At 72.2% G+C, this 20,823-nt stretch carries 18 protein-coding genes; 7 read left to right on the top strand and 11 right to left on the bottom strand.

The window, feature by feature from the left end:
- Nucleotides 1–52 precede the first annotated feature (52 nt).
- The 5 genes from ACFY32_RS25575 to ACFY32_RS25555 form a co-directional block, all read right to left on the bottom strand.
- The gene (locus ACFY32_RS25575) at nucleotides 53–1,492 is read right to left on the bottom strand and encodes a cellulose binding domain-containing protein (RefSeq protein ID WP_390675365.1); all 1,440 of its coding nucleotides are present in this window, start codon (nucleotides 1,490–1,492) and stop codon (nucleotides 53–55) included.
- 34 nt (nucleotides 1,493–1,526) lie between these two features.
- Nucleotides 1,527–3,113, bottom strand: coding sequence for a beta-N-acetylhexosaminidase (locus ACFY32_RS25570; RefSeq protein WP_359197959.1), 1,587 nt, complete (start codon nucleotides 3,111–3,113; stop codon nucleotides 1,527–1,529).
- Between the two features lie 57 nt (nucleotides 3,114–3,170).
- Complete coding sequence (locus ACFY32_RS25565; RefSeq protein ID WP_359197962.1) at nucleotides 3,171–4,043, bottom strand: carbohydrate ABC transporter permease; 873 nt, start codon at nucleotides 4,041–4,043, stop codon at nucleotides 3,171–3,173.
- A complete protein-coding gene (locus tag ACFY32_RS25560; RefSeq protein WP_390675364.1) occupies nucleotides 4,040–5,020 on the bottom strand; it encodes a carbohydrate ABC transporter permease in 981 nt (326 codons plus the stop codon). Before ACFY32_RS25560 ends, ACFY32_RS25565 begins: the two co-directional genes overlap by 4 nt.
- Before the next feature lie 107 nt (nucleotides 5,021–5,127).
- The gene (locus ACFY32_RS25555) at nucleotides 5,128–6,402 is read right to left on the bottom strand and encodes an extracellular solute-binding protein (RefSeq protein WP_390675363.1); all 1,275 of its coding nucleotides are present in this window, start codon (nucleotides 6,400–6,402) and stop codon (nucleotides 5,128–5,130) included.
- Nucleotides 6,403–6,701: 299 nt separating this feature from the next.
- Here ACFY32_RS25555 and ACFY32_RS25550 point away from each other — a divergent pair, with 299 nt between their 5' ends.
- Complete coding sequence (locus ACFY32_RS25550; protein ID WP_359197971.1) at nucleotides 6,702–7,565, top strand: GntR family transcriptional regulator; 864 nt, start codon at nucleotides 6,702–6,704, stop codon at nucleotides 7,563–7,565.
- A 204-nt stretch (nucleotides 7,566–7,769) separates the two neighbouring features.
- Nucleotides 7,770–8,969, top strand: coding sequence for a phospholipase D-like domain-containing protein (locus tag ACFY32_RS25545; RefSeq protein ID WP_359197974.1), 1,200 nt, complete (start codon nucleotides 7,770–7,772; stop codon nucleotides 8,967–8,969).
- A gap of 20 nt (nucleotides 8,970–8,989) precedes the next feature.
- On the opposite strand, the gene ACFY32_RS25540 is transcribed toward ACFY32_RS25545, so the two are convergent.
- From ACFY32_RS25540 to ACFY32_RS25525, 4 genes are all read right to left on the bottom strand, one after another.
- Nucleotides 8,990–9,412 (bottom strand): hypothetical protein, encoded by a 423-nt coding sequence (locus ACFY32_RS25540; protein WP_359197977.1) that lies wholly within the window; start codon nucleotides 9,410–9,412, stop codon nucleotides 8,990–8,992.
- Nucleotides 9,409–10,386: a polyphosphate kinase 2 gene (gene ppk2 / locus ACFY32_RS25535; protein ID WP_359197980.1), complete on the bottom strand. Its 978-nt coding sequence runs from the start codon at nucleotides 10,384–10,386 to the stop codon at nucleotides 9,409–9,411. The genes ACFY32_RS25540 and ppk2 overlap by 4 nt, the downstream gene beginning before the upstream one ends.
- A gap of 18 nt (nucleotides 10,387–10,404) precedes the next feature.
- Nucleotides 10,405–10,647 (bottom strand): DUF6411 family protein, encoded by a 243-nt coding sequence (locus ACFY32_RS25530; protein ID WP_359197983.1) that lies wholly within the window; start codon nucleotides 10,645–10,647, stop codon nucleotides 10,405–10,407.
- Nucleotides 10,648–10,829: 182 nt separating this feature from the next.
- On the bottom strand, nucleotides 10,830–11,288 hold the full coding sequence (locus ACFY32_RS25525) for a helix-turn-helix domain-containing protein (protein WP_359197986.1): 459 nt from the start codon (nucleotides 11,286–11,288) through the stop codon (nucleotides 10,830–10,832).
- An 86-nt stretch (nucleotides 11,289–11,374) separates the two neighbouring features.
- Here ACFY32_RS25525 and ACFY32_RS25520 point away from each other — a divergent pair, with 86 nt between their 5' ends.
- Nucleotides 11,375–12,661 carry an MFS transporter gene (locus ACFY32_RS25520; protein ID WP_390675362.1) on the top strand — a complete coding sequence of 429 codons (1,287 nt, stop codon included), beginning with the start codon at nucleotides 11,375–11,377 and terminating at the stop codon, nucleotides 12,659–12,661.
- Between the two features lie 41 nt (nucleotides 12,662–12,702).
- Here the strand turns inward: ACFY32_RS25520 and ACFY32_RS25515 are convergent, their stop codons facing one another.
- Nucleotides 12,703–13,731, bottom strand: coding sequence for a LacI family DNA-binding transcriptional regulator (locus ACFY32_RS25515; RefSeq protein WP_390675361.1), 1,029 nt, complete (start codon nucleotides 13,729–13,731; stop codon nucleotides 12,703–12,705).
- A gap of 290 nt (nucleotides 13,732–14,021) precedes the next feature.
- On the opposite strand from ACFY32_RS25515, the gene ACFY32_RS25510 reads away from it, so the two are divergent.
- From ACFY32_RS25510 to ACFY32_RS25495, 4 genes are read left to right on the top strand one after another with little or no spacing between them, the layout of a single operon-like run.
- Nucleotides 14,022–15,332 carry an extracellular solute-binding protein gene (locus ACFY32_RS25510; protein WP_390675360.1) on the top strand — a complete coding sequence of 437 codons (1,311 nt, stop codon included), beginning with the start codon at nucleotides 14,022–14,024 and terminating at the stop codon, nucleotides 15,330–15,332.
- Nucleotides 15,329–16,231 carry a sugar ABC transporter permease gene (locus ACFY32_RS25505; protein WP_359197998.1) on the top strand — a complete coding sequence of 301 codons (903 nt, stop codon included), beginning with the start codon at nucleotides 15,329–15,331 and terminating at the stop codon, nucleotides 16,229–16,231. The genes ACFY32_RS25510 and ACFY32_RS25505 overlap by 4 nt, the downstream gene beginning before the upstream one ends.
- Before the next feature lies 1 nt (nucleotide 16,232).
- Nucleotides 16,233–17,129, top strand: coding sequence for a carbohydrate ABC transporter permease (locus tag ACFY32_RS25500; protein ID WP_359198001.1), 897 nt, complete (start codon nucleotides 16,233–16,235; stop codon nucleotides 17,127–17,129).
- Nucleotides 17,130–17,150: 21 nt separating this feature from the next.
- The gene (locus ACFY32_RS25495; protein WP_390675359.1) at nucleotides 17,151–19,526 is read left to right on the top strand and encodes a beta-glucosidase; all 2,376 of its coding nucleotides are present in this window, start codon (nucleotides 17,151–17,153) and stop codon (nucleotides 19,524–19,526) included.
- Nucleotides 19,527–19,597: 71 nt separating this feature from the next.
- Here the strand turns inward: ACFY32_RS25495 and ACFY32_RS25490 are convergent, their stop codons facing one another.
- Nucleotides 19,598–20,785, bottom strand: a complete 1,188-nt coding sequence (locus ACFY32_RS25490) for a fumarylacetoacetate hydrolase family protein (RefSeq protein WP_390675358.1) — start codon at nucleotides 20,783–20,785, stop codon at nucleotides 19,598–19,600.
- Between the last annotated feature and the right edge of the window lie 38 nt (nucleotides 20,786–20,823).

The following is a 20,823-nucleotide window of genomic DNA, read 5'->3' as shown; positions in this document are numbered from 1 at the left end:
GGCGTGACGCCCGGGAGCGGGGGCCCGCTCCCGGGCAGGTGCGCAGGGCGTACTACGGGGTGGGGACGCTGTCCTCGAAGGTGGTGCCCGCCGACCGGTAGGCCGCGATCTTGGCGCTGACCTGGGCGGGGGTGAGGACCTGGTCCTTGACGTGCAGGACGTGGTCGACCTGCTGCTGATAGGCCCGGGGGGTGGTCGACGTCTGGCCGGCGAGGTCGATCAGCCACTGGTTGAAGTTGATCGACATGGGGCGTTCCGGCAGGTAGGCGGCGTCGTGGGTGCCGAACGGCTGTCCGTCGACGTAGTACTTGATGGTGCTGTCGTCGATGGTCAGGACCAGGTCGTGCCAGCCCGCGTAGCTGCGGCGGTCCTCGGTGTGCTGGTTGACCGCCTGCCACGGGTCGGGGTTGTAGGTCTCCCAGGAGGTGGTGTAGAGGATGTTGGACGGCTCGCCCCAGCCGCCGTTGGGGAGGTACTCGAAGTCGTACTCGGCGTAGTCGTCGGCCATCGGTGCCTTGAGGTCGTTGATGGTGAAGAAGGTCTGCACCAGGTGGTCGCCGTCGGGGCCCGAGGCGGGGGCGTCGTTGAACCGCACACGGGCCGCGTAGGTGCCGTTCCTGAACTTGGTGGCCTTGGTGAGCACTTCGGTCTGCTCGGTGCCGGCGGCCGTGCCGTTGGTCGAGGTCTCCAGGGTCATGACGGTGTTGCCGCCGCTGTTCGCGAAGGTGACGTTGGACGGGTCCCAGGTGGCGCCGGGGACGCCGGGGCCACCGGAGTTGGCGCGGACCGACCAGCCGTTGGCCGAGATCCTCGGGTCGCTGTACGAGGTGTAGCCGAAGTCGTCCCAGAGGGTGCCGGAGCCGCCGGGCGGCGGGGTGGTCGGCGGGTCGGTGGGGGTGTTGCCGGCGGGGGCGTTGCCCCAGACGAGGGTGCCGGCGCGGGTGGCGGTGACGTTGGCCCAGTCACCGTAGGCGGTCTGGGCGGCGTTGAAGGAGTAGTCGTCGCTCTGCCGCAGGCTCTGCCAGGTGGACTGGTAGAAGCGCAGTTGCAGGTCGCCGGTGTCGGCGCCCGGGGCGAGCGTGCCGGCGCCCGCGGTGAAGCCGATCTCCAGGTAGCGGTCGGCGGTGGCCGTGGGGTGGGCGAGGGTGCCGAAGGTGCCGGTGATGTTGGCGCAGCCCTTGACGGCCCAGGAGCAGCCGAAGCGGTAGGCGGCGCCGGCCGAGTCGGCCTTGAAGTAGTAGCGGAGCTTGACCTCGACGAGCGGCAGGGCGGTGGCTCCGGTGTTCCGCACCTTGAACCAGGGCTCGCTCTGGTCGGCGGTGGCACCGGTGGCGCTGGTGCGGTACTGCACCGTCAGCCCGCCCGCGGCACTGGCGGTACCGGGCAGGGCGGCGAGCGCGGTGGCGCCGAGCGCGGTGACGGCGGCGGCCGCGGCGGCGGCGCGCAGACGACCGCGGCGCCGTCCGGCCGGTCGGGTTCCGTTGCTGGTCACAGTGGTGTCCTCTCTTCGGGGAGGTCGAGTCGGCTCATGCGGAGGACGCTGTACTGTCGGGCGCCGCGGCGGTCCGTGGCGCGGTCGGGGCGGGGTGACGGCGGACACCGAGGACGTCCAGCCGGGAGGTGTGCGCGCCCAGCCTGGTGGCGAAGTCCGGCCAGGAGGTGGGGCCGCTCCAGGCCCGGTCGGCCAGTGCGCACAGCCGGGGGTAGGCGAGGCGGTCGAGATCCGCCGCCGTGGGGGCGAACTCGGTCCAGAGCTGCGCCTGGGTACCGAGGACCCGGCCGCTGCCGGTGTCGGGGGCGACCGGTTCGGGATCGCCGGCGTGGACGGTGCGCAGGTCGACGAGGAGGCCGGGCTGGGCGGGCGGACCGTCCGGGGCGTCGTCCTGGGCGTAGTCGAGGTAGGTGGTGCGGTGGTGGGTGAGGACGACGTCGTGGCCGCGGCGCAGCGCGTCGGCCGCGTGGGCCGGTTCGCGCCAGCTCATCACCGTGAACCCCGGCGGGAGGCGGGTGCCGTGCTCGGCCCAGGTGACGGGGCGGCGGCCGTGCTCCATCAGATACGAGCCCGCCCGGCCCAGGAGCCAGCCGTGCAGGGCCGCCGGGGAGCGCAGCCCCTCCGCGGCGGCGCGGGCGCGGGCGACGGGGCTGTGCTCCCACTCGGTGGTCGGGCACTCGTCCCCGCCGAGGTGGACGTAGGGCGAGGGGAAGACCTCCATGACCTCGCCGAGGACGGCGTGGAGGAAGTCCAGGGCTTCGTCGTGGACGCCGAGGACGGTGTCGCAGACCCCCCACCGGGTCCATACGTCGAGGGCCCGCTCGGGGAAGTTGCCGAGGTGGGGATAGGCGGCGAGGGCGGCGCGGACATGGCCGGGCAACCCGGTCTCCGGCACCACGGACACCCCGCGCCGCGCCGCGTAGCCGACCAGATCGACGAGTTCGGCGCGGGTGTACGCACCGCCGTGCGGACGGCCGTCGAAGCGGGTGGAGCCGTCGGGGCCGACCATCGACTCGGCCCGGTGGGCGCCGACCGAGGTGAGGCGGGGGAGGGAGGGGACGGGCATCCGCCAGCCCTGGTCGTCGGTGAGGTGGAGGTGGAGGACGTTGAGCTTGTGCAGGGCCAGCAGGTCGACATGGCGGCGCAGGGTGGCGGCGTCGTGGAAGTGCCGTGCGACGTCGATCATCAGGCCTCGCCAGTCGTGCCGGGGCACATCGGTGATCTCGGTGCAGGGCAGTTCCCAGCGCTCGCGGCGGACGGCGGGCACCGCAGCGAGCGCCTCGGGCGGCAGGAGCTGGCGGAGGGTCTGCACGCCGCGGAGCAGACCCGTGGGGCGGGCGGCGCGGAGCAGGACGGAGTGCGGCGAGACGGTCAGCCCGTACCCTTCCCGGCCGAGGCCGGCGAGTCCCGGGTCGACGGCGAGCGTGATCGTGCCGGTGGGCGAGGAGGGCAGGGGCAGGCCGGTGGCGGGGGTGAGGAGGGTGCGCAGCAGGTCGGCCGCGTCCTCGGCGCCGCGGGTGGTGCGGATGCCGGTGGCGGTGTCGAGGGGGAAGTGGCCGGAGCGGGCGACGACCCGGGTGGGCCGGGGCAGCAGGGTCTGTTCGAGGCGAGGTGAGGGCACGGGCGGGGCGGCCTTCCGGGAGGGGGCGGGCTTGCCGGGGTCGGGTGCGGTGCGGCTTCAGCCCTTGACGGCGCCGGCGGCGAGACCGGAGGTGACATGGCGCTGGAGGACCAGGAAGACGATCAGGGCGGGGAGCGCGAAGAGGGTGGAGGCGGCCATGGTGGCGCCCCAGTCGGTGCCGAAGGTGTTCTGGAACGAGGAGAGCCACACCGGCAGGGTCCGGTTCTCCTGGTTCTTGATGATGAGGAAGTTGGCGTAGGCGAACTCGTTCCAGGCGGTGATGAAACCGAACAGGGAGGTGGCCATCAGCCCGGGAGCGAGCAGCGGGAGGGCGACCCGCCGGAACGCCCCGAGGCGGGTGCAGCCGTCGACCCGGGCGGCCTCCTCCAGCTCCGGCGGGACGGTGGCGATGAAGCCGCGCAGCACGACGATGGTGAACGGCAGGGTGACCATGAAGTAGATCAGCGTGAGGGTGGTGAGCCGGTCGAGCATGCCGGTGTCGCGGGCGATGATGTACACCGGGATGATCAGCGACTCCCACGGTGCCATCTGGGCGACGAACACGGCGAGGACGAACTGCCGCCGTCCCCGCCACCGCATCCGGGCCACGGCGAACGCCGCGCCGAGGGCGACGATCAGGGACAGCAGGACGGCCCCGGCCGTGATCAGCAGGCTGTTGCGCCAGAACTGGGCGAAGCCGTCCGCCTGTACGGCGGTGCGGAAGTGCTCCAGGGTCCAGGCACGCGGCACGAACCGCGGTTCGGCGGACTGGATGTCACGGGCCGGCTTGAACGCGGTGACGATCATCCAGTAGACGGGGAACAGGCAGATCAGCACGGTCAGCGCGGCACCCGCGTGGAGCGGGAGGCGGCGCAGTCGGCCGACGGGGCCGCGGCGGTGTGCCGAACCGGTGGGAGTCGCGGCGCTCACAGCTCGTTCTCCTGTCGGAACATCTGGCGGAAGTACAGGACCAGTACGCCCGACATGAGGACCACGGTGACCATCGAGGCCGCCGAGCCGAGGTCGTAGCGCTGGCTGGAGAGGGCGGTCTGCACCGCGTAGACCGGCAGGATGGTGGTGGCGTCGCCGGGGCCGCCCTTGGTCATCACCCAGATCTGCACGAACGCCTTGAACGTCCAGATCACCTCCAGGCACAGCACGAGCGTCACGATCGGCCGGATCATCGGCAGGGTGACCGACCGCAGGGTCCGCAAGGCGCCGGCGCCGTCGATGCGGGCGGCCTCCTGGAGTTCGGCGGGGACGGTGGTGAGCGCCGAGTACAGGGTGATGGCGGCGAACGGCACCGACTGCCACACCACGAGGGTGACGAGGATGGCGAAGGCCGCGGAGCCGTGGGCGAACCAGGGGTAGCGCTCGAAGGAGTCGAAGCCGAGGGCGGTCAGTGACCAGTTGACGACGCCGAACTCGGAGTGGAACAGCCACTGGAAGACGGTGGTCGCGGCGACCACCGGCATCGCCCAGGCCAGGACGAGCGAACTGAGCACGACGGTACGCCAGAGGCGGCCGAGCCGCTGGGTCATCAGCGCCACGAGCAGGGCGATCGCCATGATGAGGACGACGTTGACGGCCATGAACAGGAAGGTGCGGCGTACGACGCTCCAGAACCGCGGGTCGGTCAGCAGCGTCCGGTAGTTGGCGAAGCCGACGAACCTGGCGTCCCCCGAGATGAGTTCACGCAGGCGGAAGTCCTGGAAGGAGATCAGCACGGCTCGGGCGAGCGGGTAGACCAGCAGGTAGAGCATGCCGAGGACGGCGGGCGCCACCAGCAGGTAGGGCCAGGGGCCGCCGCGGCCGCCAAAGTCGCGGCCGCCGGCCGGCGGAAGGGGGGTGCGGTCCGGCCGGGGGCCGGCGGGGCGGGAAGCGGTGTGCTCTCGGACGGCGGACACGGCTCCTCCTTTCGTACGGGTCGTACGGGGGTGGCGGCCGATCGGCACTGGCGCGGACCGGAGTCACCGGCCGCACGTCCGGTCGTCGTCCGGTCCGCGGGCGGGCGTCAGGAGGCGCTGTTCAGCGCCCGGGTCATCTCCTCGGACGCCTTCGCCGCCGCCTGCTCCATGTCGCCGCCGGTGAGGGCGGCGGTCATGTAGTCCTTGATCGGGTTCTCCGCCTCGACGGCGGCCCAGCCGGGCGTGTTGGGCGTGGCCCGGCCCCGGGCGGCGCCGATGGCCATCGCGGCGGCCCCGGGGTCGGAGGCCACGGCGGAGGCGAGGGAGGTCTTGTTCGGCACATAGCTCATGGCGAGGGCGAGCTTCTTCTGCCAGGCGTCGCCGGTGAGTTCCTTGATGAAGGTGTAGGCGGCGTCCTGGTGCCGGGAGGCGGCGGGGATCACCAGGTCGGAGCCGCCGGTGAAGACCGCGCCGGGCCGGTCGGCGCTCTTGCCCGGGATGGGCAGGAACCCGAGCTTGTCCTTGAGGGCGGGACTCCGCTCGGCGACGATGCCGGCCCCGCCGGGTACGGAGATGATCTGCGCGACCTTGCCCTTGGCCATGACCTCGGCCTGCGGGGGATTGGCCTCGTCGGCGTCCTTGGGCCCCTTGCCGAGCGCCTGGAGCCTCTTGTAGAACTCCATCCCGGCCAGGGCCTGCGGGGTGTCGAGGGCGCCCTGCCACCTCCCGCCCCGCTGGACGGCCAGGTCACCGCCCTCGTCCCAGATGAACCCGGCCAGCGCGTACCAGGTCTGGCCGGTGAGGTAGATGCCCTGCTGATCGCCCTTGTTCAGCTTCTCGGTCGCGGCGATCCACTGCTCGCGGGTCCTGATGGCGGCCGGGTCGACGCCGGCCCGCCGGAAGAGGTCCTTGCGGTAGACGACCACGCGGTTGGCGGCGTAGTACGGGATGCCGTACTGCCTTCCCTCCCAGGAGCCCGGCTCGGCCAGCCCTTCGAGCCAGGTGCCGCCGCCGAGGTCGGCCTTCTTGCCGGTGAGGTCGAGCAGGCCGCCGCTCTGGGCGTACTGGGCGACCTGGGTGTTGCCGACCTCGATGACGTCGGGGGCGTCGTTGCTGGCGAGCGCGGCGGTGACCTTCTGGCCGATGCCGTCCCACTCCTGTGTCTGGATGCTGAGGTCGATGTCCGGGTGGGCCGCGGCGAAGGCGGCCGTGAACTCCTTCTGGAACGCGGCGGAGACACTGTCCCGCATCAGCCAGACGGTCAGCGACGACGTGCCGCCGTTCGCGCCGTCGTCGGAGGCGTTGCCGGAGCCGCCGGAGCAGGCACCGAGGGCGGTGGTCAGCGTGAGCACGGACACGCCGGCGAGCAAGCGGAACTTCACGGTTCACCTCAGGGGAGCTCATGGATGGCGCGCGGCAGGGGAAAAGCACCCACCAGAGACCTGACCAGTGACCAACTGGACAAGTGACCTGCTGGTGGTGGATGAAACTGGCATGGACCAATGAGTCCGTCAACCCCCTTGGTGTACAAGGATTTTCGTCATCCGGTGAAGCGCGCGGCTCCGCCGATCCCTTTACCAGCGGGCGCGAACTGGTCCTGATCAGTACAGTGTTGAGGTCGCGGTGGTGACAACTGGTCAATCGCGCACCGGCTGTGCGCATGCGGGAGGGGACGGCACGGATGGACGACAGGGGACCGGGCGCGGCCCGGCCGGACGGCTCCGGCGGCGTGCTCAAACGCGAGCGCGTCCGCGACGCGGTACTGGAGATGGTCGAGGAGCGCCGCCCGGGGGACGCCATCCCCTCCGAGCGGACCCTGTGCGCGCAACTCGGCGTGTCACGGCCGACGCTGCGGGCGGCCGTGGACGAACTGGTCGCCGCCGGCATCCTCGTCCGCGAGCACGGCCGGGGCGTGTTCGTCGCCCCGGAGAAGATCACCCAGGAACTCGTGCCGGGCCACCACTCGCTCAGCGTGCCCCAGGCTTCGGGGACCTGGGCGAGCCGGCTGCTGGAGTTCACCACGCTGCCGGCGGGCGCCCGGGTGGGCCGCAGACTGCGTCTCTCACCCGCCGCCCAGATCGTCTACGTGGCCCGGCTGCGCCTGGTCGACGCCGCGCCGATGGCCATCGAACACCTCCACATCCCCGCCGACCTGGTGCCCGGCCTCACCGCCCGCGAACTCGAACACGGTGACCTCTACGAGCACTTGCGCGCGCACCACGGCATCCACGTGAGCGAGGCCACCCAGGCCATCGAACCCACCGTGGTGACACGCGCCGAGGCGGAGATACTCGATGTGCCGGAACTCTCCCCGGCACTGCTGTTCGAGCGCCTGACCACCGACACCGGCGGGCGCCCGGTGGAGTACGTGCACTCCCTCTACCGAGGCGACCGCTACCGCATCGTCTCCCGCCTCACCCTCGGCGCCGACACCGCCCCCGTCCCGCCGCCCGACGGCCACCACCCCGGCATCCCCCCGGGCGACTTCCCGCACGGCGACCCGGTCGCCGCGTCGACCCTGGGGGACGTCCAGGGGCAGCGCTGACGAAGGGCCGCCGCCGGTCCCGCGGCCCCACCCGCCACACCGCCACCGGACCGGAACACCCGGTGACCGCCGCGCAGCGCTGTTTCCCTCCTCGTCGACCACCCGACGGGCTGCCCACTACCAGACCGGGGAGCGGCTTGTCCGCCGTTCGTCGTAAGGTGTGGGGTCGCCGCGAGCGCGGTGTGGCAGAGGAGTGGAGGACCGGTGCCGGAACAGGCCGTGGCGCGCCCGGTGGCGCAGACCGACGTCGAGCAGCGCAAGCAGCGGCTGCGACGCCGTATGGAGCGGCTGATCGGCATCGCCGCCACCGAGGGCAACCTGCTGACCCCGCTGCGCAACGGGGACGAGATCTTCCCCGCGATGCTCGGCGCCGTCCGGGGGGCCCGGCACACCATCGACATGATGACCTTCGTCTACTGGCGCGGCGAGATCGCCCGCCAGTTCGCCGAGGCGCTCGCCGAGCGGGCTCGGGCCGGGGTACGGGTGCGCCTGCTGCTGGACGGCTTCGGCGCCCGGCAGATAGAGCGGCGGCTGCTGGACGAGATGGACGAGGCGGGGGTGAAGGTCGCCTGGTTCCGCAAGCCGGCCTGGGTCTCGCCGTTCAAGCAGAACCACCGCTGCCACCGCAAGGCCCTGATCGTGGACGAACACACCGCGTTCACCGGCGGCGTCGGCATCGCCGAGGAGTGGTGCGGCGACGCCCGCCACCCCGGGGAGTGGCGCGACACCCACGTCGAGGTGCGCGGCCCCGCCGTGGACGGCATCGCCGCCGCCTTCGCGCAGAACTGGGCCGAGTGCCACGACGAGTTGTACGACGACCGGGACCGCTTCACCGGCCACGAACGGCACGGCGACGCCGTCGTCCAGGTCGTGCGCGGTTCGGCCAGCATCGGCTGGCAGGACATGCAGACGCTGATCCGGCTCATGCTGACCTCCGCCGAGGAGCGGTTCCGCCTGGCCACCGCCTACTTCGCGCCCGACCAGTACTTCATCGACCTGCTGTGCGCCACCGCCCGCCGGGGCGTCGAGGTGGAGGTGCTGCTGCCCGGCCCGCACACCGATCAGCGGGCCTGCCGGCTCGCCGGACAGGCCCACTACACCGAGCTGCTCGACGCGGGCGTCAAGGTCCGGCAGTTCCAGCCCACGATGATGCACGCCAAGATCATCACCGTGGACGGGGTGGCCTCCCTGATCGGGTCCACCAACTTCAACCGCCGCTCCCTGGAGCACGACGAGGAGGTCATGCTCGCCGTGCTCGACGAGAACTTCACCGCCACCCTGGACGGCCACTACGACGAGGACGTCGCCCGCAGCGTCACCATCGACCTGAGCCGCTGGAAGCGCCGGGCCGCCCTCCAGCGGGCGGCGGAGCTGGCCGTGACGCCCATCCGCCGCTTCCTCTGACCGGCCGCCCGGCGGCCCCGCTACGCCGGGGCGCCCAGGGACCAGCCGGAGACGTCGCCGACCCGGCCGCGCCACAGCGGGGACGTGGGGGTCCCCGGCGCCGACAGGAACGTGACGTCGACCAGGTGGGCGAAGTCGTGCAGGCCGCCCGGCCCGGCGTCGTCGAGGGCGTCCTGCACGGTGCGGGGCAGCGTGACGACCTGCTCGGCGTCGTCCTGGTCGCCGACGGCCCGCGCGACGACGCCCTCCCACCGCTCGGCCCAGACCCGGCCCGCCACGAGGCTGCCGCTGACGATGCCGCCCACGGTCGTGAGGGTCACGGCGACGGCGGCCCCGGGCTGGGCCTCCACCAGCCGCAGCAGCATCTCCAAGTGCGCGTCCGGGACCGGGACGCCGGGCTCCGGCTCCCGTTCCCCGTTGTCGCTGCGGTCCTGCGTGCTCATACGGTTCCTCCAGGTCGTGCGTCCTGCTGGCCGGGGTGGTTCCCCGGCCCGTCGTGGTCACCGGCCAGCGGGGTGGGGGAGAGGACGGCCGGTTCCTCGCCGGGCTCCAGCAGGGTGTCGGCGGCGCCGACGATCAGCGGGTCCGGCTTGCCCACGTGGGCGTGTTCCTTGGCCGGGTAGTCCAAGCGGTCGAGCAGGCTGCGCATCGCCTCCAGCCGGCCGCGCCGCTTGTCGTTGTTCTTCACCACCGTCCAGGGGGCGTACGGGGTGTCCGTGGCACGGAACATCTCCACCTTGGCGGTCGTGTACTCGTCCCAGCGGTCCAGCGAGGCCAGGTCCGTCGGCGACAGCTTCCACCGGCGCACCGGGTCGACCTGGCGAATGGCGAAACGGGTGCGCTGCTCGGCCTGGGAGACGGAGAACCAGAACTTCACCAGCAGGACGCCGTCGTCGGTCAGCATCTGCTCGAACATCGGCGCCTGCCGCAGGAACCGCTGGTACTCCTCCTGCGTGCAGAAGCCCATCACCCGCTCCACACCCGCCCGGTTGTACCAGGAGCGGTCGAAGAAGACGATCTCCCCGCGGGCCGGCAGATGCGCCACGTAACGCTGGAAGTACCACTGGCCCGCCTCCCGTTCGGTGGGCTTCTCCAGTGCCACCACGCGGGCACCGCGCGGGTTCAGCCGCTCAGTGAACCGCTGGATGGTGCCGCCCTTGCCGGCCGCGTCCCGGCCCTCGCAGACCACGACGATGCGCTGGCCGGTGTCCTTCACCCAGCGCTGCATCTTGAGCAACTCGATCTGCAGGACCCGCTTCTGCCGCTCGTACTCGGCCCTGCGCACCTTGCGGTCGTACGGATGGTTCTCCCGCCAGGTGTCTATCGGGGTGCCGTCGGCGTTGAGCAGGATCGGCCTCTCCGGCCGCCGCTCGTTCACCGTCAGGCCGTCGAGAAGCTCGTCCTCGGGCACGTCCACCGACTCCTCTCCCGCTGGTCAGAACCGCACGCGCCGGCGCGCCCGCCGGCCGGCGGAGCCGCTGCGGCCCATGGCACGCGAACTGGAACTGAACGGCTTGCTGAGCAGCTTCCCCAGCGGACCGGGGGCCTTGGACCCGGTGCGCGAACCGGCACCCAGCACGCGCTGGGCACCGTTCTGCGGGTGCCGGGACAGCCGGGGGAGCAGGAAGGCGAGCACGGCCAGGACGACACAGGCGCCTATCACGCCGACGATCAGCACGGGGGACTCCAGAGGTCTCGACGGTAGAGCCGGACACGGACGCGCACCGCGCGTCCGCTGTGAACCGCGTGCCCCTTCACGTCGTGAACAGTCACCCGACCTGCCCCGGGATACGGAGCCCCGCACGGGCCGCGGCGGTCTCGGGCCGTCCCGCGTCCGGGCCGTCGTACCGGGTCCGCCGGCTACCGGGCCTTCCGCACGTGGGTGGTGTCGGCGTCGAGACGGGTGCCGTCGGCGCCGGCCGGCGCCAGTTCCGGTACGGGTGTGCCGTGCTGGTCGACAAGCACGGAACGGGGTTCGCCGGGGGTGAAGGCGTGGCGTTCTCCCCACTGCCGCAGCGTGAGGACGACGGGGAAGAGGTCGCGGCCGGCCTCGGTGAGCACGTACTCCTGACGGCGGCCCGAAGGCGCGGGGCGCTGCGCGAGAAGCCCGTGAGCGGTGAGCTTGCGGAGGCGGTCGGTGAGGATGTTGCGGGCGATGCCGGTGCGTCGCTGGAACTCGGTGAACGACCGTGTGCCGTCCATCGCGTCGCGGACCACGAGCAGGCTCCACTTGTCGCCGACGAGATCGAGCGTGCGGGCGACGGGGCAGTCGGGGTCGGTCCAGTCGGGGTTCGGGGCGCGCGTGGCGGCAGATGACATGACGCCTCCAAATGAGTTGCGGATCGAAACCATCATGCCGTACCGTCGAAACAGTTGCGATCTGCTACCAATCGAGTCGGGGTGCGATGAACGTATGGCGGCGGTCACTGCTGTCCGTGGTGTGTGGTGTCGCCGTGTCGGGCGTCTATGCCGCCCAGCCGGTCCTGGAACCGATGGGACGCGGTCTCGGTGTGCCGGAGGGACTGACGGGGTGGATCGTCGCGGCCGGCCAGTTCGGTTATCTGGCGGGGCTGCTGCTGCTGGTGCCGCTCGGTGACGTGGTCGACCGGCGCCGGCTGATCGCCCTGCACCTGGCGGTCACCGCGGCGGGCATGACGCTGACCGCCTCGGCGACGGTCGCCTGGGTGGCGTTCGCGGGACTCGCGGCGGCCGGGGCGTTCGCGGTCGTGGTGCAGACCGCGGTGGCCTACGCGGCGTCCGTCTCGCCGCCCGCCGAACGCGGACGCAACATCGGCGTCGTGACCTCGGGCGTCGTGGTCGGCATCCTGGGCGCGCGGGTCGTCACCGGCACGCTCGCCGAGAACTGGGGCTGGCGCAGCGTCTACGCCGTGCTCGCGGTGCTGTCACTGGCGCTCGCGGCCCTCGTCCTCGCCGTACTGCCGTCGGGGGAGCGCTCCGGTCCGCCGGTGCGGTACGCGCAGGCCGTCGGCTCCCTCGGCGCACTGTTCGGGCAGCGCCTCTTCCTGACGCGAGGGCTGATCGCGTTCTTCCTGTTCGCGTCGTTCGGCACCCTGTGGAGCGGGCTGTCCCTGCCGCTGGCGGGCGCGCCGTGGGAGCTGAGCGAAGGCCGGATCGGACTGTTCGGGCTCGCCGGACTCGCCGGCGCGCTCGGCGCGGCCCGCGCGGGGCGGTGGGCGGACGCGGGACGGGCGGCTCCGGTCAGCGGGCTCGCGCTCACCGTGCTCGTCCTGTCCTGGGCGGCGATCGCGCAGTTGCCGTGGTCGCTCTGGCTCCTCGCCGGGGGAATCGTGGTGCTCGACTTCGCGGTCCAGGCCGTGCACGTGAGCAGCCAGCACCTGCTCACCACCGCGCATCCGGACCGCCCCGGCGGTGTCCTCGGCGGCTACATGGTCTTCTACTCACTCGGCTCGGCCCTCGGCGCGGCCGCGACCACCGCCCTCTTCACCGCCTACGGCTGGTACGGCTCCAGTCTCCTCGGGGCCGGCTTCGCGGCCTGCGCGCTGGCCGTCTGGGCGGCGGACGGATCGCTGCCCCGGGGCCGCGCGGACCGCCGGTGCGGGGCGGGAGCGCCCCAGGCGCCGGCGGAGGGGCGGAGCACTCACCGAGCCGGACACCCGACGGACACCTCCAGCGCTCCGAACCCCGCGCGGCGGAGCTGCTCACCGTCCTGACCCGGCCCGGTGCCGCCTCGGTCGCCGACCGGCCCCCGCGTTCACCCCGGCGCCGGGGCCCCCTCGCGGGGCGGTGCCGTCGAGGCGCGTACCACCAGCTCGGTGGCGAGTTCGATGTGGTGGGACTCGGCCTTCCCGCCGTTGGCCAGTCGCAGGGCGATGCGCAGGGCGGTGCCGCCCATCTCGCGCAGCGGCTGGCGCACGGTGGTCAGCGGCGGTGAGGCCATCCGCGCGACGCTCGTGTCGTCGAACCCGACCACGCTCAGCTCCTCGGGGACGCGCAGGCCCCGGGCGCGGGCGGCCTCGACGACTCCGACCGCGATCTCGTCGTTGCCCGCGAAGACCGCCGTCGGCGGCTGCTCCAGGTCCAGCAGCGCCGCGGCGCCGAGCAGTCCGCTGTCGTACGTGAAGTCCCCGGGCCGGACGTAGGCGTCGGGCACCGGGGTTCCCTCGGCCTCCATGGCGGCGCGGTAGCCGTGCATGCGGGCCTGGTTGCACACGGCGTCGGCCGGTCCGCCGAGGTAGGCGACGCGGCGGTGGCCCAGGGACAGCAGGTGCCGGGTCGCGGCCAGGCCGCCGGCGAAGTTGGTCGCCCCGACGCTGTTGACCCGGCTGTCCGGCAGGTGCAGCGGGTCCAGCACCACCAACGGCAGCCCGGAGCGGGCCAGTTCGTCCAGGTGCGCCGCGGTGTACACACTGGTGACCGCGATGACGGCCCGGCGCCCGGCCGAGACCAGGTCCCGGGCCCGGTGCGGGGCGGAGGACGCCTTGCTGACCACCACCGAGGCCCCCAGTTCGGCGGCCGAGTCGATGATGCCCTCCAGGGTCTCGGCCACGTACGCCTTCAGGCCGCCCTTGAACTGCACCTCGATGGTCGGGTTCTCGGCTGCCTCGGTGTGGCGGGACATGGGGGCGAGGTACTCGTGCCGGTTCAGCAGCTCCTGCACCCGGGTGCGGGTGTGCGGGGCCACGTCACCGCGACCGTTGACCACTTTGGACACGGTCGCGACGGAGACCCCCGCGGCCTGGGCGATGTCCGCCAAAGTGGTGCGCTTGGCGTTCGGTCGCATCGGTTCCTCTCCGTCGTGCCTGGACAGTGCGTCAGCCGCAATCGTCGCACCCCACCCCTTCTGCCAGCCACCGTTTTCGAAACGTTTCGATCCCTGGCGGGGGTGCTGGTATGTCCTTCTCATCCCGGAAGAGGAAGGAAAGATGCAGGAAAATAACGGCCCCGCACATGTCTTGACAGTGCTTCAGTCGAAAACCTAACTTGCACGCACAGAGCCCGACGAAGCCATTTTCGAAAACCTTTCACCCTTACTTCCGAGAAGCCGGTGGCTCTCGAGTGCGGAGAAAAGACATGGCGCTCTCCCGACGTACCCTCCTCGGCCTGGCCGCCGGCATACCGGTCTCCGCGGCGCTGGCGGGCTGCGGCTCGTCCGGCCCCGGCAAGAGCGGCGGCGGGGCCACGTACTGGTACCTGAACGGTCAGCCGCAGGAAGGGGTGAGGGCCGGCGCGGTGGACGCGTTCAACAAGGCCCACCCCGACGGGCAGATCAAGGACACCACCTTCCAGAACGACGCGTACAAGACGAAGATCAAGACCGCCATCGGCGCCGGACAGGCGCCCACCATCATCTGGGGCTGGGGCGGCGGGACACTGCGCACCTACGCGGAAGCCGGCCAGGTCGAGGACCTCACCTCGTGGTTCGACGAACACCCCGAGGTCAAGAAGGGGCTGTTCCCGTCCTCGTTCGGCGCGGCGACCGTCGACGGCAAGATCTACGCGATGCCCTGCGAGACCGTGCAGCCGATCGTCCTCTACTACAACAAGAAGGTCTTCGACCGCGTCGGCGCGGAACCCCCGCAGTCCTGGGACGACATCATGGCGCTGGTGCCCCGGTTCAACGCGAAGGGCATCGCACCGTTCTCCCTGGGGGGCCAGTCCCGGTGGACCAACATGATGTGGCTGGAGTTCCTGTTCGACCGCATCGGCGGTCCCGAACTGTTCCAGGCCGTCATCGAGGGCGAGAAGAACGCCTGGTCCCACCCGGACGCCCTGACCGCGCTGACCAAGGTGCAGGAACTGGTCGAGGCCGACGGGTTCATCAAGGGCTTCTCCTCGATCACCGCGGACTCCAACGCCGACCAGGCGCTGCTCTACACCGGCAAGGCCGCGATGATGCTGCACGGCACCTGGTCGTACGGCATCCAGCAGGCCGACGGCGGGGACTTCGTCTCCAGCGGCGCGCTCGGCTACATGAACTTCCCGCCCGTGGAAGGCGGCAAGGGCGATCCGAGCGACACCGTCGGCAACCCCGCCCAGTACCTGTCCGTCTCCGCGAAGGCGAGCGCCGAGCAGAAGAAGATCGCCAAGGACTTCTTCGCCACGGGCGTCCTCCAGGACGCGGAGGTGAAGAAGTGGATCGACAACGGGTCGGTGCCGATCAGGCTGGGCACGGAGAAACTGCTGGCCGCCTCCAAGAGCGCCGATTTCCTCCAGTTCACCTATGACATCGCCAGCAAGGCCAAGGTGTTCGGCCAGTCCTGGGACCAGGCGCTCAGTCCGACGGCCGCCGAGACCCTGCTGGACAACATCGTCAAGCTGTTCCAACGGTCGGTGTCGCCCAAGCAGTTCGCCGCCAACCTCAACGCGGTCATCGGCGCATGAGCGCAGTCACCGGCCGTGTGCCGCGCCGCGAACCGCGCAGCGTCCTGCCGTGGCTGGCGGCACCGGCCCTGCTGGTCTTCGTCGGCTTCGCCGTGATCCCGCTCGTCGGTGTCTTCGCGCTGAGCTTCACCACCTGGGACGGCATCGGCGCCATCCACCCCTCCGGGCTGACCAGTTGGCGTGCGGTGCTCACCGACCCCGGGCTGCCGCACGCCCTGTGGGTGACGTTCCTGGTGATGGCGGTGTCCTGGGCCGTCCAGACGCCGCTGAGCATCCTGCTCGGCGCGTTCCTCGCGGGCCGCCAGCGCTACCGCGCGGTGCTGGGCGTGGTGTACTTCGTGCCGCTGATGCTCAGCTCCGCGGCGATCGCCATCGCCTACAAGGCATTGCTCGACCCCAACTTCGGGCTCGGCGCCGGCCTGGACATCCGCACGCTCAGCCAGGACTGGCTGGGGCGCCCCGGACTCGCCTTCGGTGTCGTCGTCTTCGTCGTCTCCTGGCAGTTCGTCCCCTTCCACACCCTGATCTACCAGGGCGGTGTCCAGCAGATCCCCAAGTCCCTCTACGAGGCGGCGCAGTTGGACGGAGCCGGACGCGTCCGGCAGTTCTTCAGCATCACCCTGCCCCAGCTCAAGTACACCGTCATCACCTCGTCCACGCTGATGGTGGTCGGCTCGCTCACCTTCTTCGACCTGATCTTCATCCTCACCGAGGGCGGCCCCGGCGACGCCACCCGGGTCCTCGCCCTGGACATGTACAAGCGCGGATTCCAGGCCAGCCTGATGGGACCGGCCAGCGCCATCGCCGTCATCCTGGTCCTGGTGGGCCTGGCCCTCGCCCTGCTGCTGCGCCGGCTCGGCGGCCGGGACGCCGGCGCCAGCCAACTCGAGGGGGCCTGAGGTGACCACCACGCTGACCGAGCCACGACGACCCCAGAAGACCCCCCAGCGCGAGCGGCGCCGCCCCGCCCGCCGCACGGCCCGCCGCCCCAACTGGACGGCCGGCCTCGCCGGATGCGTCTGGCTGGTGGTCGTCGCCGTACCCCTGTACTGGACCCTCATCACCAGCTTCAAGGCCCAGAGCCGCTACTACGCCGACAACCCGCTGGTGCCCTCGGCCGATCCCACCCTGGACAACTACCGGCTGGTCATCGAGTCCGACTTCCTCCGCTACTTCCTGAACAGCGTCGTGGTCACCGCCGGCGCCGTGATACCGGCGGTCGTGTTCTCCTTCATGGCCGCCTACGCGATCGTGCGCGGCTGGCGCATGCGGGTGCTGCGCGCGATGAACGGCCTGTTCCTGATGGGCCTCGCCATCCCGCTGCAGGCCACCGTGATCCCGGTCTACCTGATCATCATCAAACTCCGCCTGTACGACAGCCTGCCGGCCCTGATCCTTCCGTCGATCGCCTTCGCCATCCCGCTGTCCGTGCTCGTCCTCGCCAACTTCATCCGGGACGTGCCCAAGGAACTGTTCGACTCCATGCGGGTCGACGGCGCCACCGAATGGACCACACTGTGGCGGCTGGCCGCACCGCTCACCCGGCCGGCCATCCTCACCGTGACCATCTTCAACGCGCTGACCATCTGGAACGGATTCCTGCTGCCGCTGGTCCTCACCCAGAGCCCCGACCGGCGGACCCTGCCGCTCGCCCTGTGGACCTTCCAGGGCCAGTACGGGGTCAACGTCCCCGCCGTCCTCGCCGCCGTCGTCCTCACCACCCTGCCCGTCCTGGTGCTGTACGCGTTCGGCCGCCGCCAACTGCTCAGCGGACTGACCGCCGGATTCAGCCGTTGACCGCCTCGAGTCAGGAGGAAAGTGAACGCCGACGTGGCTGTAGAGAGCACCCCCGCGATACCCCTCTGGAACGACCCCGCCCTTCCCGTCGCCGAGAGGGTCGACGCCCTGATCGCCGCGATGACCCTCCAGGAGAAGACCGCCCAGTTGTACGGAGTCTGGGTGGGCGCCTCCGACCAGGGCGGCGAGGTGGCCCCGCACCAGCACGACATGGAGGAGGCCGTCGATCTCGACGCGCTGCTGCCCACCGGACTCGGCCAACTGACCCGGCCCTTCGGCACCGTGCCCGTCGACCCCGCCCTGGGCGCGCTCTCCCTGGCCCGCACCCAGGCCCGTATCGCCGCCACGAACCGGTTCGGCATCCCCGCCCTCGCGCACGACGAGTGCCTGGCCGGTTTCGCCGCCTGGTCGGCGACGGCCTACCCCGTCCCGCTGTCCTGGGGAGCCACCTTCGACCCGGACACGGTGCGCCGGATGGCCGCCGCCATCGGGGGCGACATGCGGGCCGTCGGCATCCACCAGGGCCTCGCGCCCGTCCTGGACGTGGTGCGCGACGCCCGCTGGGGCCGGGTCGAGGAGACCATCGGCGAGGACCCGTACCTCGTCGGCACCATCGGGACGGCCTACGTCCAGGGCCTGGAGTCCGCCGGGATCGTCGCCACCCTCAAGCACTTCGCCGGCTACTCGGCCTCTCGCGCCGGCCGCAACCTCGCGCCCGCCTCCGTCGGCCCGCGCGAGCGTGCCGACGTCCTGCTGCCGCCCTTCGAGATGGCGATCCGGGAAGGCGGCGCCAGGTCGGTGATGAACGCCTACACCGACACCGACGGCGTGCCCTCGGCGGCCGACGAGGAACTCCTCACCGGGCTGCTGCGCGACACCTGGGGCTTCGACGGCACGGTCGTCGCCGACTACTTCGCCATCGCCTTCCTGAAGACCCTGCACGGCATCGCGGCCGACTGGGCCGGCGCCGCCGGCGCGGCGCTGCGCGCGGGCATCGACGTGGAGCTGCCCAACGTCAAGACGTACGGCACGCCCCTGGCCGAGGCCGTGGCCGACGGCCGCGTCCCCGAGGCGCTGGTCGACCGCGCCCTGCGCCGGACACTCACCCAGAAAGCGGCGCTCGGCCTGCTCGACCCGGACTGGAACCCCCTGCCGGCCGGGCTCGACGGGGCCGGTCCGGACGACGACCCGGAGACCCTGCGCGGCCGGATCGACCTGGACGGTCCGGCGAACCGCGCGCTGGCCCGCACGGTCGCCGAGGAAGCGGTGGTGCTGCTGAGCAACGACGGCACCCTGCCGCTCGGCAGGCCGCGCCGCATCGCCCTGCTCGGCCCCAACGCCGACGAGCCCACCGCCGTACTGGGGTGCTACTCCTTCCCCCAGCACATCGGCGTCCGCCACCCCGGCACCCCCCTCGGCATCGAGCTGCCCACGCTGCGCGAGACGCTCGCCGCCGAGTTCCCCGACGCCGAGATCACCGTGGCCCGCGGCACCGGAATCGACGACGGGGACGTCTCCGGCATCGCCGAGGCCGCCCGGGTGGCAGCCGGGGCCGACGTCGCCGTGGTGGCGCTGGGCGACCGGGCCGGGCTGTTCGGGCGGGGCACCAGCGGCGAGGGCTGCGACGTCGAGACGCTGGTGCTGCCCGGTGCCCAGCAGCGGCTCCTCGACGCCCTGCTGGACCTGGAGACACCCGTGGTCACCGTGCTGATCGCGGGACGGCCGTACGCCCTGGGCCGCGCGGTGCGGGAGTCCGCCGCGATCGTGCAGTCCTTCTTCCCCGGCGAGGAGGGCACCCACGCCATCGCCGGGGTGCTCAGCGGCCGTACCGACCCCTCCGGGCGGCTCCCGGTCAGCGTGCCGCGCGGGCCGGGCGGCCAGCCGGCCACGTACCTCGGGGCACGGCTCGCCCACGCCGGCGGGGTGTCGGCCGTCGACCCGACCCCCGCGTTCGCCTTCGGGCACGGCCTGACCTATACGCGGTTCGACTGGACGGACCTGACCGTGGACGCCCAGGAGGCGCCGACGGACGGCGAGTTCACCCTCGGCCTCACCGTCCGCAACACCGGCGGGCGCTCCGGCACCGAGGTCGTCCAGCTCTATCTGCACGACCCGGTCGCCTCCGTCGTCCAGCCGGTGCAGCGCCTCGTCGGCTATTGCCGGGTCGCCCTGCGGCCGGGCGAGGCGCGCCGTCTGCGGGTCACGGTCCCGGCCGACGTCGCTTCCTTCACCGGACGCGACGGCCGGCGCGTCGTCGAACCCGGCGAGCTGGAGGTGCGGCTGGCCGCCTCCAGCGCGGACTGCCGCCTGACGGCGCGGGTCACGCTGACCGGGCCCGAACGCCCCGTGGACCACACCCGGCGCCTGCACGCCGCCATCTCGCAGGAACCGGCCTGACCCGGACGTGAACGGGACACGTCACTCGCCGCCGGCCGCCCCGGTACCCGCCGGGGCGGCCGGCCGTACGCTCACAGCACCCCGCGCCGGGCGAGGCCGCGCATCAGCTCCCGCACGCCGAACGTCCACGGCGCGGCCCGCTCGCTGGGCACGACGGTGTTGACCAGGGCGCCCAGCCGCGGGCTGGAGATCCGCACCAGGTCGCCGTACTCGTGGGTGAAGCCGCCGCCGGGGGCGTGCCGGTCCTCGGTGGGGGCGAACAGCGTCCCGGTGAACAGCACGAAGCCGTCCGGGTACTGGTGGTGCGGGCCGAGTGTGGCGGCCACCAGGTCCAGTACGTCGCGGCTGATCTCGCGCAGCGAACTGCTGCCGCGCAGCACATAGCCGTCCGGGCCGTCGACCCGCAGGCCGATGTCGAGGGCGCGGACGGCGTCGAGGCCGAAGCCGTCGTCGAGCAGGCGGACGAACGGGCCGATCGCGCAGGAGGCGTTGTTGTCCTTGGCCCGGGACAGCAGCAGGGCGCTGCGGCCCTCGATGTCGCGGAGGTTGACGTCGTTGCCGAGCGTCGCCCCGCGCACCCGGCCGCGCGAGTCCACCACGAGGACGGCCTCGGGCTCGGGGTTGTTCCACACCGAGGCGCCGAGCACCCCGATGTCGGCGCCGGTGCCGACCGCGGACAGCACCGGCGCCTTGGTGAACACCTCCGGGTCCGGCCCGATGCCGACCTCCAGATACGGCGACCACAGCCCCTCGGCGACGAGCAGTTCCTTGGCCCGCTCCGCTTCCGGCGACCCGGGGCGGACGCCGTCGAGCGCGCCGCCCACCACCTGGCCGACGCGGGCCCGCACCCGCGCCGCCTGCGCCGGATCGCCGCCCGTGCGCTCCTCGATGACGCGTTCCAGCAGGCTGCGGGCGAAGGTGACGCCCGCGGCCTTGATCACTTGGAGGTCGATCGGGGCGAGCAGATGCGGCAGGTCGGGGCGGCCGGGCGGTGCCTGGAGCAGTTCGTCCAGGCGCCAGGTGGCTCCGCCGGCGGCCTCGCGGACGACCGCCGCCGCGTCGTCGCGTTCCAGAAGGTCGGAGACGGTGGGTGCCACAGAGGTCAGGTCGACGACGTGCTCGCCGCGGATCGCGGCCACGCACGGCCCGTCCGCTTCCGGGTCGTGGACGCGGGCGACGAGGGCGGCCCGGTCGGCGTCCTCGGGCAGGACGGTGCCGGGGGTGAGGATCGGGCGGGGGCGCGCTGCTGCCGGTTCCACGGTCGATGCTCTCCTGAAGGCGGGGGCGCGGGCGCCCG

Origin of the sequence: Streptomyces sp. NPDC000134 (assembly GCF_042899225.1) — a bacterium.
In the GTDB taxonomy this organism is placed as follows: domain Bacteria; phylum Actinomycetota; class Actinomycetes; order Streptomycetales; family Streptomycetaceae; genus Streptomyces.
Note: the sequence above shows the minus strand (reverse complement) of the source record. Positions and strands in the feature narration are given on the sequence as shown.